The organism is Pseudomonas sp. BIOMIG1BAC (genome assembly GCF_001705995.2).
In the GTDB taxonomy this organism is placed as follows: Bacteria; Pseudomonadota; Gammaproteobacteria; order Pseudomonadales; family Pseudomonadaceae; genus Aquipseudomonas; species Aquipseudomonas sessilinigenes.
Map to the genome: position 1 here is coordinate 5,790,902 of NZ_CP049045.1, position 12,897 is coordinate 5,803,798.

A 12,897-nucleotide genomic window follows, 5' to 3' on the forward strand; every position below is an offset into this window, starting at 1 on the left:
CTTTTTCATGTAACCACTTGCGGCACCGTCCACCTTGGGATTCAGAGACGGACATCACCTCGTGGGCCGGCAATGGCCCAGATGATCAACCCAAGCACCGGCAGGAAAATGATCAGCAGTACCCAGAGGATCTTCATCCCGGTCTCGGCACCGCTTTTCAGGACGTTGATGATGGCCCAGATATCCAGGGCCAGGATGATCAGGCCGACCAGGCCGTTGAAGGTGGAACCCATGGTGTCGCTCCCGAATGATGGCGTGTTTCTTCTAGGATAGCCGGGGCGTGGCAGGGTTCCGTTTTATTCCGGTGCCGCGGACAACTCAAACGTGCAGCGCAACCTTCAATGCTTCCAGGGCTGGGGCTGCGCTGATCCCGACTTCGGCACACAGTTCCAGGACCCGTGGCACATCGTTGCCGTAGACCAGCACCATCTGCAATTCGTCGTCGAGCAACTGGCTGAAATTCATCAGCACATAACCGCCGTTCTCCGGATTCATGCTACCCATCTGGATCTGGATACGGTTCAGGGCAGTCAACGCCTCGGTCTTGGCCAACTGCTTGGGCTTGATATTGAAAGACACATCCTGACCGAACGAGGCCACGATCCCGGAGAACAACTCCACATAGGTGTCCGCCTGGAACAGCACGGTATCAGGCAGGCTGCCGACCACCACCCACTCCCCCAGGGGAATGGGAAAGCTGTCGTCGTAGTTGATATCGGGATTGGCCGCCAGGAACGCCTCGGGGTCGGCATACGCCTGGGCCGCTTCGTCCGCGATGCGCTGGATCTCGGCATCGCCCATGCACCCGGAGCTGATTTTGCTGATGAGTTCGATAAGGGCGGTTTTCATGGGCATATCCTGCAGGCAAGGGAATTTCGAGGGCGCGAAGGATAGCCTAAAGTGCAGCGTTGCTCCTATTGCCGTCACGAGGGCACCCTGCCCTCGTACGGCCCACAGCGTCAACCCAGGATTTTTTCCAGTTGCGCCGTGGTATCGGCAGCCCCCATGGTCCTGGCTGCCTCAAGGGCATTGACGCCATTGGCATCACGAGCCTTGGGATCAGCCCCCTGGCCGATCAGGTAGGTCACGATCTCGGTACGGTTGAACATCGCCGCCATCATCAAGGCAGTGCGCCCATCGAAGGAGGCCCCCTCCACCTGCGCTCCACCCTCTACCAGCGCCTGGACCACCGCCAGGTCACCCTTGAAAGCGGCACCGGCAATCGGGCTCTGGCCGTTGTCATTACGGATCTCAGGGTCGGCCTTGTGCTTGAGCAGCACCTTTACCGCATCCACATGCCCGTAGTAGGCAGTGAGCATCAGCAAGGTGTCACCCTTGTGATTGCGCAGGTTGACCGGCAGGCCACCAGCGGCCAGCCGGTCGAGCATCTGGGCATCGCCCTGGCGAGCGACGTTGAATACCTGCTCGACAAACTGGGCAGCCTCGTCTTCGGTCATCTGGCGGCTTTTGTCGGTCATCGGAAACTCCAGGTTCGGCAAATCGGAAAGCCGCTAGTTTCCCCAAGCCAACCGCGGCCTGTCATCCCCTTTTTCCCAAGAGCGGTCATAGACAGAATCAATAGCGCAGGCGACCGCCCTGGATATCGGCCAGAAGCTGCGGGGTCAGCCGCACATAGGTGTCCGTGCCCGGCAACCAGGCATAGACCGGATCGTCGCCAGTGTGCTCAAGATCGAAGGCCTGCTCCTTGAGGCGGCTCTTCTGGTACTTGAAAGTACCGGTGGTATCCATCTTCACCTTGATCCGCAAGAACAGCGGTACCGCGTAGGACGGCAGTTGCTGCCTGGCAAACTGCAGCAAGGCATTGAAGTCCAGGGTCGCCAGGGACTCCGCCGGCGTAATCGCCACCATCCCGGCCCGCCCGTTGGTGTTGTGGATTTCAACCCCATAGGCCACCACCTCGGCAATCTGCGGGTGCCCCAGGAGAATGTTCTCCACTTCGGTGGTCGACACGTTTTCGCCCTTCCAGCGATAGGTGTCGCCCAGGCGATCGACGAACTGCACATGGCCGAAGCCTATGTCGCGTAGCAAGTCGCCGGTATTGAAGTAGCTATCGCCCTTCTCGAACACATCCTTGAGGATCACCTTGAGGTTCTTCTCCGGGTCGGTGTATCCATCCAGGGGCGCCTTGTCATCGATCTTCGCCAGCAGCAGGCCCTGCCCCCCCTTGGCAACCTTCTGCATGAAGCCCTGGCTATTGCGCAAGGGCGCGCCGGTGTCGTGGGCGTACTCCACCAGGGCCCAGGGGATCAGGGAAAAACCCACGGTATTGTCGAAGTTGAGAATATTGCTGAAGCCGATATTGCCGTCGCTGGCGGCATACAGCTCGCAGATATGATTCACGCCAAAGCGCTGCTTGAACTCGCTCCAGACACCTGGACGCAAGCCGTTGCCGATCATCTTGAAGACACCATGGTCGTTATCGCGCTCAGAGCCCGGCTGGTCGATCAGGTAACGGCACAATTCACCGACATAACCGATGGTGGTCGCCTTGAAGCGCCGGGCATCGTCCCAGAACTGGCTGGCGCTGAACTTGCGGCGGATGGCGAAACCCGAGGCACCGGTGATGGCCGAGCCCCAGCACACGCACAGGCCCGTGGCGTGGTAGAGCGGCAAGGTGCAATACACCACATCCCCAGGCTGCATATCCAGGGCGATGGTGCCGAAGCCGGCACTGGTACGCATCCAGCGCCCATGCTTGAAGATCCCGGCCTTGGGCAGGCCCGTGGTGCCGGAGGTGTAGATATAGAAGCAGGGGTCGTCGAGAAAGACCTGCTGGGTCTGGGGCAGGTTGTCCGCCGGGTATCCAGCACTCTCGGCCATCAAATTGACCAGCCCCTCGGGAGTCGGGCCAGGATCGGCCAGGGTGTCTTGATCGGCCACGTACCAGGTGCGTCGCGAGTCGATTCCGACCTGGTCGCGCACCGCCGAATAAGCGCCCAGCAACTCGGCACCGACCACGATTGCCACCGGCTTCACCAACGCCAGGCTGTGTACCAGCACACCCTGGGTCTGCGCGGTATTGACCATGGCACAGATGCCCCCCAGCTTTGCCACCGCCAGCACGGTGACCAGCAACTCGGGGCGATTCTCGATGAAGATCGCCAGCACATCGCCCTTGACGATGCCCTGCCCCTGCAAGTAGGCCGCGATGCGGTTGGCCCATTGATTGACCTGGGAATAACTCAGCACCCGGTCGCCACACAGCAAGGCCGGACCATCGGGATTGCGTCTGCTTGCTTGCTCGAAGCTCCAGCCCAGGCCACAGGGCTGGTCGGGTTTCTCGATGTTCCCTGCCTTCATGCCGCGCACCACCCGTGGCAGTGCCCTGGCAATGGACGGCACCTTACGCAGCATCATGCCCCAGGTGATCATGTCGCTCTTGTGCTTGTTCATGGTTGCTCCGATTCGACGACGAAGGTCTGTCCCGGCAAGCTGCCGGGCATTGGCAACAGATCGCACCAGGCTCAGCCCGGGATGGCGATCCGACAGGCCGCCAGGCCACGATCACGGGCCACGTCACGGAGGGAAAAAAGGCAGGGTTGGCGCCAGGCCCCGAAAAGAGCCGGCGGTACGGTGCAGAGATATTTCATGGAGGCGTCCTATGTTCTTATTATCCGTCGGGCGGGATCGCAAGATCGCGCCGCTACACATTCCATGTCGCTGAAACCCACCCTCAAGCACCTGCGCAAGGAGCCTACTGCCAGGGGGGTAACGAGCTGAAAAATACGTCAGCGATCTCGAGCCTGTACACGAGGTTTTTGCAAACTTTTGTATCTCTGCAGCGACCTCGACGGCCCTGCTCCACCCATTGAAATTTATCCTCTGGGCAACGCTCGCATTCCATGCCTTAAGGCCCTGCCTGACCTTGCGACAACCTGCAAAATGCAGGGTGCACGATGCCCGTTCATGCATTTTGCACGAACGGCTTTTCTTGCCATAAATATAACTAATTGATTTATAAAGACTTTTTAAAAAGACAATACTGGCACAATCACTGCACCTATCACTTCACGTTGCCCTTCAAGCACTCACGGAGCTGATAGACATGAGCCTGATCCAAGAAAAGTTTTCTTCCCTGTTCTCCAACTTCGAAGTGACCACCCTGGCCCGCCCCGATGGCGGCATCCTGCTGACCCTGCGCAATAGCGAGGGCAAGGAATTCAAGCGCTCGATCTCCTATGCGCAGCTACATGCCTCGGACCAGTTGTCCTGGGTCATCAGTGCCATTCGCCGTGACTTGGCCGAACAGGCCAGCGAATTGCCCCAGATCTCGATGCTGCAAAGCCAGAACCGCTTCGCCCTGCCGACTTACCACTCCCTGTAAGCCGCGCTGGATTCACGTGCTCGGGCCGACCCCACCTTGCGTGGCGTCGGCCCGAGTGCATTGGGGGACAGGTTTGTTACTAGTCTTCCAGGCGTGGGAAACGGCTGGCGATATCATCGCCAGTGGCCTTCGCGGCCTGCGCTGCATCTTTGCCGGACAAACGGACGGCCAGCAGATTCGGGCGCTCCCCCATATCGAACCAATGAGCGATACCCGCTGGCAGCGACACCAGGTCATGCCTTTCGCACACCAGGCCATAGACGTAGTCATCGATGTGCAAATAGAGCAGGCCACGTCCGGCGACGAACCAGTGTGCCTGGGCGGCATCCAGCCGCTGCTCCTCGGGAAGATTGGCATCGATATCCGCGAAACTGCCCTTGCGGCTGAGCACGGCGAACGAGCCATGGCCACGTTCGACCGACAACTGATCGAGCGCCTCCCGGCAGGCTGCCAGCACCTCCTGCTCGGCGGTTCCCGGCTCGACCCGAACGCTGGCCGGCCAGCGCTCGAAACCAACGCCCCGCTCGACCAGGGTCGCGGCGATATCCTCGAAGTGGGTCAACACCTTGTTCGGCAGGTCCGGGCTGGATACGTGATAGACGGACAGGCTGCTCATTATGCAATTCCTCGGTTTCGGTAACACCCCAAGGGCCGCCTGGGGCTACACATCAGCTGGCAGCTTCTTCAACGAAAGAAAGCCAGGGCAGATAGGGTGACTTGAAAGCATGCGCCCCAGGACAGGTTCAAGACCTCTCCTCGGGCATGCGGGTGGCAATGATAACGGCTGCAGCCAGGGCCGCGACGCTCGCCATACTAAAGGTCAATGTCGCCCCCAGGGCATTCCAGCTATAGCCTGAATACAAGGCCCCCAGGGCGCCCCCGGTACCCGCCAGGGCTGCGTAAAGCGCCTGGCCCTGGCCTTGCTGGCGTGCGCCGAAGCTGCGTTGGACGAAATGAATGGCCGCCGCATGGAAGCTGCCGAAAGTCGCGGCGTGCAGCACCTGGGCCAGCAACAGCACCCAGAGGAACTCCGCCAGGCTGCCCAGGAGCAACCAGCGCAGGGCTGCCAGCAGGAAACTGGCCAGCAGCACCCGGCGCACGGAAAACCGCGCCAGGATCCGGCTCATGGCCAGGAACATCAGCACTTCGGCCACCACCCCCAGGGCCCAGAGCATGCCGATCAGGCCACGACTGTAGCCCAGTCGCTCCAGGTGCAGGGTCAGGAAGGTGTAGTAAGGCCCATGGCTCATCTGCATCAGTGCCACGCACAGATAGAAAGCCAGCACGCCAGGCTTGAGAAGCTGCTGGACAAAACCCTCGCCTGCCGGGCGCTGCCCATGGGCCTGGGGTTGGGCGTTGGGCACCCACAAGCTGCTGAGCACGATACCGCCCATGATCACCACCAGCGTGACCGGGTAGATATCCAGGCTCAACCACTCGAACAGTCGCCCCAGGGCCACCACCGTGAGAATGAAACCGATGGACCCCCAAAGGCGAATCTGGCTGTAGCGCGAGGCCTGGCCCTGCAAATGGGCCAGGGTGATGACCTCGAACTGCGGCAGGACCGCATGCCAGAAGAATGCATGCAGGGCCATAACCATCGCCAGCCAGGCGTAGCTCTTGTCGACGAAGATCAGAGAGAAGCTGGCCAGCGTGCAAACGGCGCCAAAGCGCACGATCGCCAGGCGCCGGCCGGTGTAGTCGCCGAGCCAGCCCCAGAGGTTCGGCGCCACGCACCGCATGAGCATGGGGATGGCCACCAGCTCGCCGATCCGCGCGCTGGAAAACCCCAGGTGGTCGAAATACAGCGCCAGGAATGGCGCGGTCGAACCCAGCAGCGCGAAATAGAACAGGTAGAAACTGGAAAGCCGCCAGTACGGCAATGCCGCCACGGTCATCAGACCGCGGCGACTGGCAGAGCCACCATTACAGCTGGCCCAGCACTGGGGTACCGACCCGTACGTCGGCGTTCTGGCCGCGATGACGCAGCAAGTGATCCATCAGCACGATGGCCATCATCGCCTCGGCGATCGGTGTGGCGCGGATGCCGACGCATGGGTCGTGACGGCCCTTGGTGATCACGTCCACCGGGTTACCGTCGACATCGATGGAGCGGCCCGGGGTGGTGATGCTGGAAGTCGGCTTGAGGGCCAGGTGGGCAACGATCGGCTGGCCCGAGGAGATGCCACCGAGGATGCCGCCGGCGTTGTTGCTGAGGAAACCTTCCGGCGTCAGCTCGTCCCGGTGTTCCGTGCCACGCTGGGCCACCGAAGCGAAACCGGCACCGATTTCCACGCCCTTGACCGCGTTGATGCTCATCAGCGCATGGGCCAGCTCGGCGTCCAGGCGATCGAAGATCGGCTCGCCCAACCCAGGCATCACGCCCTCGGCAACGACGGTGATCTTCGCGCCCACGGAATCCTGGTCACGGCGCAGCTGGTCCATGTAGGCCTCCAGCTCCGGCACCTTGTCCGGATCAGGGCTGAAGAAGGCGTTGTCCTCTACGCTGTCCCAGGTCTTGAAGGGGATTTCGATCGGGCCCAGCTGGCTCATGTAGCCACGCACCACGATGCCCTGGCTGGCCAGGTACTTCTTGGCGATGGCACCGGCTGCCACGCGCATGGCGGTTTCCCGCGCCGAGCTGCGACCGCCGCCACGATAGTCGCGGATCCCGTACTTGTGGTGATAGGTGTAGTCAGCGTGGGCTGGGCGAAACAGATCCTTGATCGCCGAGTAGTCCTTGGATTTCTGGTCAGTGTTGCGGATCAGCAGGCCAATGGAGCAGCCGGTGGTCTTGCCTTCGAAGACCCCGGAGAGGATCTCGACCTCGTCGGGCTCCTGGCGCTGGGTGGTATGGCGGCTGGTGCCGGGCTTGCGTCGATCGAGGTCACGCTGCAGGTCCTGCAGGGACAGCTCCAGGCCCGGCGGACAGCCGTCGACAATGGCGACCAACGCCGGCCCATGACTTTCGCCTGCGGTGGTGACAGTGAACAGCTTGCCGTAGGTATTGCCGGACATGCGGGATGCTCCATGAAATCAGCTGGAATGACTCAATCTGGACCAGGGCCTGTTACGGCTTGTCGATCATCCATCGACCTACGGCAACAGCTCCCAGCAGCGCGCCAGTATACGCAGGCAACCCAACTAGTTCATCCTCGAACCTTCTGTTCCCTGCCGAGTCCAACCGGCACCTTATCCATGATGGCGTGATGATGCTGCGAGCCCTTCTGCTGAGTCTTCTACTGTTCACCGGCCTGGCCCAGGCCACCATCCTGCAACGCCCCATCAGCCTCGACACCGGGCACGGCGAGCTGTACGGCTCGCTATTGCTGCCCAAGTCAGAGCAACCGGTGCCAGTGGTATTGATCATTTCCGGTTCCGGGCCGACCGACCGCGACGGCAACAATCCCGACGGTGGCCGCACCGACAGCCTCAAGCGCCTGGCCTGGGTCCTGGCCCGGCACAACATCGCCAGCGTGCGCTACGACAAGCGTGGCGTGGCCGCCAGCCTCGCGGCCACCCCGGATGAGCGCAACCTGACCCTGGATGCCTACGTGGCCGATGCCGTGGCCTGGGGCAACAAGCTCAAGGCCGATCCACGCCTGGGACGCCTGATCGTACTGGGACACAGCGAAGGCGCATTGATCGCCAGCCTCGCCGCCCCGCAACTGGACGCTGCCGGGGTGATCTCCATCGCCGGCACCGCCCGCCCGGTGGACCAGGTCCTGCGCCAGCAACTGAGCTATCGCCTCCCCCCGGCATTGATGGTGCGGGCCAACGAACTGCTCGACAGCATCAAGTCCGGCAAGGTCGATAGCGACGTGCCAGCGGCGCTGCAGGTCATCTTCCGCCCCAGCGTGCAGCCCTACCTGATCACGCTGTTTCGTGAAGATCCGGCCGCCGCCTTTGCCCGCTTGAAAATGCCGGCACTGATCGTCCAGGGCAGCAACGACATCCAGGTCAGCGTCGACGATGCCAAGGTGCTCAAGGCCGCCAAGCCGGATGCCCGGCTGACGTTGATCGAGGGCATGAACCATGTGATGCGCATCGTGCCCAACGATCTTCGGCGCCAGCTGGACTCCTACAAGGACCCGCAACTTCCGCTGGCGGCACAGTTGGGCAGCACCGTCATCGATTTTATTGACGGACTTCACACCCGTTAGCAGGTGTTAACCCTCCAGTCCTGGAAAAAACGGCCGATAAGCCTTTGCCGGCCGTTCGATTGCTGTCGGCGCACAGCGATTGGACAGGACTTTGCGTTATGACTGATACCCAGAATTCACCTGCTGCCGAGCAGGAAGAGGCCGCCCCGGAGCGGGCTCCACTGCCTTGGGCGGATGTCCAGGTCGAACATCGCAAGATGCTACGCCTGGCGCCCTTGCAAACCGATCGTGCTACGGGTGCACGCCCCCTGCGCTTTATCGAGTTTGGCTATGCCGAACGCAGTAACAAGGACTACAGCCTGCTACGCATGGTTGTCAGCCTGCCTGGCCAACGGGTCCGCAAGGAACAGAATCACCTGGACGTGTGGGTCGAGCACGAAACCCGTCGGGTATTCTTCGAGCCCGAAAGCGGCTTGCAGATCGAACCGCTGAATCGTGGTATCGGTCGCTTCCTACTGGCGCAGGCCACGCAATGGGCGCAAAAGAAGTGGTCGCACTACCGGGTCGATGGTTTCGAGCTGGCCAACAAGGATGCGCTGAACGAAGACACCCGACTGCGCCGCGACCATGTGTTGCGCACCCTGGGCCTGGATGTGGTGTATGCCGATGCCCAGCATCTCAAGGGCAGCGTCAAGGATATCCAGGTCGGTGAGTTGCAGAGCCAGTGGAACACCGAGAAGCTGCAGTTCGTGGAAATCCTCGAAGCCGCACAGATGCTCCAGCAGGCCGAGCAGAACCTGGAAGAGCTGGAAGGCAAGCTGCGCAAGCAGGAAGAGAAAGTCACCAAGTACAAGCGCGAAGACACTGGCTTGCGTTTCACCATCACCTGCCTGGTGGCCTTCGCGGTGTTCCAGGCCGGGCTGCTGATCTGGATCGCGACTCACCGCTGAGTCGCGACCACATTGCCCATGGCCCGTATTGCACGGGCCGGCGAATCCCTCAGAGACGCGAAGCGAACAACGCCTGGTGCTGACGGCATTGTTCGGCGGTCAGCATGAACACTCCATGGCCACCGCGCTGGAAATCCAGCCAGGCGAAATCGACCTCTGGATACAGCGCCTCGACGTGCACCTGGCTATTGCCCACCTCGACGATCATCAATCCCTTCTCGGTCAGGTGATCGGCGGCTTCGGCCAGCATGCGCCGCACCAGGTTCAAGCCATCGTCACCACAGGCCAGGCCCAGTTCCGGCTCATGCTGGTACTCCTCGGGCATGTCGGCAAAATCCTCGGCGTCGACGTAAGGCGGATTGGAGACGATCAGGTCGAAACGCTGTCCCGGCAGGCCAGCAAAGCCGTCGCCCTGCACGGTGAAGACTCGCTCATCGACGCCGTGGCGCTCGATGTTCTGGTTGGCGACTTCCAGGGCCTCGAAGGACAGGTCGGCCAGCACCACCTCGGCCTCGCGGAACTCGTAGGCACAGGCGATGCCGATGCAGCCGGAGCCGGTGCACAGGTCGAGGATTCGCGCCGGCTCATTGGCGAGCCACGGCTCGAAGCGCTTCTCGATCAGTTCACCGATGGGCGAACGGGGAATCAGCACGCGTTCGTCGACCACGAACGGCAAGCCACAGAACCAGGCTTCCCCTAGCAGGTAGGCCACGGGCACGCGGTCTTCGATACGGCGCTTGAGCAAATGCTGCAGATGGACCAGCTCGTTGTCTTCCAACGCGCAGTCCAGGTAGCTATCGGCAATTTCCCACGGCAGGTGCAAGGCACCCAGCACCAGCTGGCGAGCTTCGTCCCAGGCATTATCGGTGCCATGGCCGAAGAACAGATTCTCCCCATGAAAACGGCTGACGGCCCAGCGGATATGGTCACGCAAGGTGCGAAGACGGGAAGTGATCACGGAACAGACTCCTGACAAAACGACCGGCGATTCTAACAGCCAAAACCGTTGCCGACTAAGCGTGAAAACCATCGCGGCACAATCGACCTGTCACTGCCCGGCCCTTCCCCAAACAGTGCTCGACGATGGCCCTTGACATGGCTGTAAGCCAGCAACGACGCCCCTTACGTTAGTAGCGATTCACAGAAGCGCTCCGCCAGAGGACAATGTCGCAAAAGCCCCACTCACAGGAGCCCCAGAATGTCCGTTCCAAAGACGATGTTTCAACTCAGCGGTCGTGGTTATGCGGCGGCCAACTTGAGCCACGCGACCCTTGTGATCATCGACGCCCAGAAAGAGTACCTCAGCGGCCCCCTGGCCCTGTCCGGCATGGATGCTGCGGTAGCCAACATCCGCCAACTGCTGGCAGCGGCCCGTGCCGCCGGTCGGCCCATCGTGCATGTGCGCCATCTCGGTACCGTCGGCGGCCTGTTCGACCCCCAGGGCGAACGCGGCGAGTTCATCCCAGGCCTTGAACCCCAGGGTGACGAAACCATCATTGGCAAGCTGCTGCCCAGCGCGTTCCATGGCACCGAATTGGAAAAACGCCTGCAGGACCTCGGCTCGCTGGACCTGATCGTGGCCGGTTTCATGAGCCATTCCAGCGTCAGCACCACCGTGCGCGCGGCAAAGAACCTGGGCTTTCGCTGCACCCTGGTGGAAGATGCCTGCGCCACCCGCGACCTGCCCCACAAAGGCGGCATCCTCAGTGCCGAACACGTCCAGCAGACCGAAATGGCGATCATGGCCGACAACTTCGCTACCCTCGCCCTGACGGCCAGCCTGATCTGATCGTCCCTGATGAGCGGCTAATCGCCGCTCATCCATGAATGCCTCGCATTTGCAGCAATTACCCGAGCCTCAGGAACCACCCGAGCAACTTCCGGTCGAAGGGCCGATACCCACTGAGGAAGGTCGGAATGAAGATATCCGATGGTTTTGACGCACGTCGGCTGCGGCCCAAGAGCCCGCGGAACTGGCGCTTGCGCTTGGGAGCGGCATTCTCCGCGTTGCTTGCGACCTGCGGCATCCTGCTGGCGATGGCCGGCGTCGCGAGCCTGCTCGGACGCATCCCCGCGCTGGGCGAGGTCAACGCCCGCCCGCTGGGCTCGACGATCATCCTCCTGCTCGGCCTGGTGGTGCTGTATATCGGCATCCGCCTATGGCGCCGCTGCCGCCGCCGCATGCGCCAGCCACTCGCGCTGAACATGGCTCCACACCTGATGAAAAAACACGACTGACACTTCCAAGGCGCAATTTACGCGCCTTGCTGCGTGCCGACTTGGGTAAACTAGCCGCCCTTCGCGGAGGCTGACATGCAAGACGACGACTTTTCCCTGTTCAAGAACGAGATGCGCGGCATCAAGCCGATCAAGCATGATCGTGCCGAAACAGGCAAACCCAAGACCGATCGGGCGCAGATCGCCAAGCTGCGCCAGGCCGCCACCATTCGTAGCGAAACCACCACGGTGGACGGACTGTCCGACCAGTTCGTGATCGATGTAGGTCCTGAAGATGAGCTGATGTGGGCCCGTGACGGCGTCCAGGACAGCCAGATGCGCAAGCTGAAATTGGCCCAGATTCCCTTTGAAGGTAGCCTCGACCTACACGGAATGACCGTGGAAAAGGCTCGAGAAACCCTCTGGGCGTTTCTTGCCGAAGCCACCAAGCTGGAGGTTCGCTGCGTACGGGTCACCCACGGCAAGGCCGTGCGCCTGGATGGCAAGCGCCCCATGATCAAGAGCCATGTCAACACCTGGCTGCGCCAGCATCCACAGGTACTGGGCTTTGCCTCTTGCCAGGCCAAGCACGGCGGCACCGGAGCGCTGTACGTGATGCTCAAACGCACCATGATGGAAGGCCGCGACGAATAAAGGCGCTGCGTCACGCTTGCAGCGCCGTGCCCGCCACCGTACCCTTGCCCTTTGCGTAAATCCCACAGGTAGTTTCATGTCCCTGGAACAGAATTACACCGCGATCCTCGGCCAACTGGGCGAGGACGTCTCCCGCGAGGGCCTGCTCGATACGCCCAAGCGCGCCGCCAAAGCCATGCAGTATCTTTGCCGCGGTTATGCACAAACCCTGGAAGAAGTCACCAACGGTGCCTTGTTCAGCTCCGACAACAGCGAAATGGTGCTGGTCAAGGACATCGAGCTCTACTCGCTGTGCGAACACCACCTGCTGCCTTTCATCGGCAAGGCCCATGTGGCCTACATCCCTAGCGGCAAGGTCCTGGGGCTGTCGAAGGTCGCGCGCATCGTCGACATGTACGCTCGTCGCCTGCAGATCCAGGAAAACCTCAGCCGGCAGATCGCCGACGCCGTCCAGCAAGTAACCGGCGCCCTGGGCGTGGCCGTGGTGATCGAAGCCAAGCACATGTGCATGATGATGCGCGGTGTGGAGAAGCAGAACTCGTCGATGATCACCTCGGTGATGCTCGGCGAATTCCGCGAGAATGCCGCGACCCGCAGCGAGTTCCTCAGCCTGATCAAGTGACGGGCG

General features: G+C 61.5%; 15 protein-coding genes. 7 read left to right on the plus strand and 8 right to left on the minus strand.

Translation table 11 applies throughout. The features are described from left to right. Nucleotides 1-41: 41 nt before the first annotated feature. The 4 genes from ATY02_RS26650 to ATY02_RS26665 all read right to left on the minus strand — a co-directional run bounded on the left by ATY02_RS26650 (nt 42) and on the right by ATY02_RS26665 (nt 3,414). On the minus strand, nt 42-233 hold the full coding sequence (locus ATY02_RS26650; RefSeq protein ID WP_068587630.1) for a PLDc N-terminal domain-containing protein: 192 nt from the start codon (nt 231-233) through the stop codon (nt 42-44). An 85-nt stretch (nt 234-318) separates the two neighbouring features. Continuing rightward, a complete protein-coding gene (locus ATY02_RS26655) occupies nt 319-849 on the minus strand; it encodes a hypothetical protein (RefSeq protein ID WP_068587628.1) in 531 nt (176 codons plus the stop codon). Between the two features lie 110 nt (nt 850-959). Further along, nucleotides 960-1,478, minus strand: coding sequence for an ankyrin repeat domain-containing protein (locus ATY02_RS26660; RefSeq protein ID WP_068587626.1), 519 nt, complete (start codon nt 1,476-1,478; stop codon nt 960-962). A 97-nt stretch (nt 1,479-1,575) separates the two neighbouring features. Further along, nucleotides 1,576-3,414: a long-chain-acyl-CoA synthetase gene (locus ATY02_RS26665; RefSeq protein ID WP_068587624.1), complete on the minus strand. Its 1,839-nt coding sequence runs from the start codon at nt 3,412-3,414 to the stop codon at nt 1,576-1,578. Between the two features lie 652 nt (nt 3,415-4,066). On the opposite strand from ATY02_RS26665, the gene ATY02_RS26670 reads away from it, so the two are divergent. Then, nucleotides 4,067-4,345 (plus strand): DUF3509 domain-containing protein, encoded by a 279-nt coding sequence (locus ATY02_RS26670; protein WP_068587622.1) that lies wholly within the window; start codon nt 4,067-4,069, stop codon nt 4,343-4,345. Between the two features lie 79 nt (nt 4,346-4,424). Here ATY02_RS26670 and ATY02_RS26675 read toward each other — a convergent pair whose 3' ends face one another. The 3 genes from ATY02_RS26675 to aroC all read right to left on the minus strand — a co-directional run bounded on the left by ATY02_RS26675 (nt 4,425) and on the right by aroC (nt 7,363). Then, on the minus strand, nt 4,425-4,961 hold the full coding sequence (locus tag ATY02_RS26675) for an acireductone dioxygenase (protein WP_068587620.1): 537 nt from the start codon (nt 4,959-4,961) through the stop codon (nt 4,425-4,427). Between the two features lie 127 nt (nt 4,962-5,088). Then, nucleotides 5,089-6,243, minus strand: coding sequence for an MFS transporter (locus tag ATY02_RS26680; RefSeq protein ID WP_164823717.1), 1,155 nt, complete (start codon nt 6,241-6,243; stop codon nt 5,089-5,091). 28 nt (nt 6,244-6,271) lie between these two features. Then, entirely contained in the window at nt 6,272-7,363 is a 1,092-nt protein-coding gene (gene aroC / locus ATY02_RS26685) for a chorismate synthase (RefSeq protein WP_068587617.1), read from the minus strand. Nucleotides 7,364-7,554: 191 nt separating this feature from the next. Between aroC and ATY02_RS26690 the strand changes: the two genes are divergently transcribed. After that, a complete protein-coding gene (locus tag ATY02_RS26690; protein WP_068587614.1) occupies nt 7,555-8,508 on the plus strand; it encodes an alpha/beta hydrolase in 954 nt (317 codons plus the stop codon). Nucleotides 8,509-8,606: 98 nt separating this feature from the next. Continuing rightward, complete coding sequence (locus ATY02_RS26695) at nt 8,607-9,398, plus strand: hypothetical protein (RefSeq protein ID WP_068587612.1); 792 nt, start codon at nt 8,607-8,609, stop codon at nt 9,396-9,398. A gap of 49 nt (nt 9,399-9,447) precedes the next feature. On the opposite strand, the gene prmB is transcribed toward ATY02_RS26695, so the two are convergent. Continuing rightward, nucleotides 9,448-10,356 carry a 50S ribosomal protein L3 N(5)-glutamine methyltransferase gene (gene prmB / locus ATY02_RS26700; RefSeq protein WP_068587610.1) on the minus strand — a complete coding sequence of 303 codons (909 nt, stop codon included), beginning with the start codon at nt 10,354-10,356 and terminating at the stop codon, nt 9,448-9,450. 240 nt (nt 10,357-10,596) lie between these two features. On the opposite strand from prmB, the gene ATY02_RS26705 reads away from it, so the two are divergent. The 4 genes from ATY02_RS26705 to folE all read left to right on the plus strand — a co-directional run bounded on the left by ATY02_RS26705 (nt 10,597) and on the right by folE (nt 12,891). Next, a complete protein-coding gene (locus tag ATY02_RS26705) occupies nt 10,597-11,187 on the plus strand; it encodes a cysteine hydrolase family protein (protein WP_068587608.1) in 591 nt (196 codons plus the stop codon). A gap of 128 nt (nt 11,188-11,315) precedes the next feature. Continuing rightward, a complete protein-coding gene (locus ATY02_RS26710; RefSeq protein WP_068587606.1) occupies nt 11,316-11,636 on the plus strand; it encodes a hypothetical protein in 321 nt (106 codons plus the stop codon). A 75-nt stretch (nt 11,637-11,711) separates the two neighbouring features. Beyond that, on the plus strand, nt 11,712-12,269 hold the full coding sequence (locus ATY02_RS26715) for a Smr/MutS family protein (RefSeq protein ID WP_068587604.1): 558 nt from the start codon (nt 11,712-11,714) through the stop codon (nt 12,267-12,269). A 76-nt stretch (nt 12,270-12,345) separates the two neighbouring features. Next, nucleotides 12,346-12,891, plus strand: coding sequence for a GTP cyclohydrolase I FolE (gene folE, locus ATY02_RS26720; protein WP_011062625.1), 546 nt, complete (start codon nt 12,346-12,348; stop codon nt 12,889-12,891). Nucleotides 12,892-12,897: the final 6 nt, after the last annotated feature.

What these genes read in the sequence shown, in the direction of transcription:
- ATY02_RS26650 (WP_068587630.1), bottom strand. Translation starts at nt 233, where the DNA reads ATGGGTTCCACCTTCAACGGCCTGGTCGGCCTGATCATCCTGGCCCTG.
- ATY02_RS26655 (WP_068587628.1), bottom strand. Translation starts at nt 849, where the DNA reads ATGAAAACCGCCCTTATCGAACTCATCAGCAAAATCAGCTCCGGGTGC.
- ATY02_RS26660 (WP_068587626.1), bottom strand. Translation starts at nt 1,478, where the DNA reads ATGACCGACAAAAGCCGCCAGATGACCGAAGACGAGGCTGCCCAGTTT.
- ATY02_RS26665 (WP_068587624.1), bottom strand. Translation starts at nt 3,414, where the DNA reads ATGAACAAGCACAAGAGCGACATGATCACCTGGGGCATGATGCTGCGT.
- ATY02_RS26670 (WP_068587622.1), top strand. Translation starts at nt 4,067, where the DNA reads ATGAGCCTGATCCAAGAAAAGTTTTCTTCCCTGTTCTCCAACTTCGAA.
- ATY02_RS26675 (WP_068587620.1), bottom strand. Translation starts at nt 4,961, where the DNA reads ATGAGCAGCCTGTCCGTCTATCACGTATCCAGCCCGGACCTGCCGAAC.
- ATY02_RS26680 (WP_164823717.1), bottom strand. Translation starts at nt 6,243, where the DNA reads ATGACCGTGGCGGCATTGCCGTACTGGCGGCTTTCCAGTTTCTACCTG.
- aroC (WP_068587617.1), bottom strand. Translation starts at nt 7,363, where the DNA reads ATGTCCGGCAATACCTACGGCAAGCTGTTCACTGTCACCACCGCAGGC.
- ATY02_RS26690 (WP_068587614.1), top strand. Translation starts at nt 7,555, where the DNA reads ATGATGCTGCGAGCCCTTCTGCTGAGTCTTCTACTGTTCACCGGCCTG.
- ATY02_RS26695 (WP_068587612.1), top strand. Translation starts at nt 8,607, where the DNA reads ATGACTGATACCCAGAATTCACCTGCTGCCGAGCAGGAAGAGGCCGCC.
- ATY02_RS26705 (WP_068587608.1), top strand. Translation starts at nt 10,597, where the DNA reads ATGTCCGTTCCAAAGACGATGTTTCAACTCAGCGGTCGTGGTTATGCG.
- ATY02_RS26710 (WP_068587606.1), top strand. Translation starts at nt 11,316, where the DNA reads ATGAAGATATCCGATGGTTTTGACGCACGTCGGCTGCGGCCCAAGAGC.
- ATY02_RS26715 (WP_068587604.1), top strand. Translation starts at nt 11,712, where the DNA reads ATGCAAGACGACGACTTTTCCCTGTTCAAGAACGAGATGCGCGGCATC.
- folE (WP_011062625.1), top strand. Translation starts at nt 12,346, where the DNA reads ATGTCCCTGGAACAGAATTACACCGCGATCCTCGGCCAACTGGGCGAG.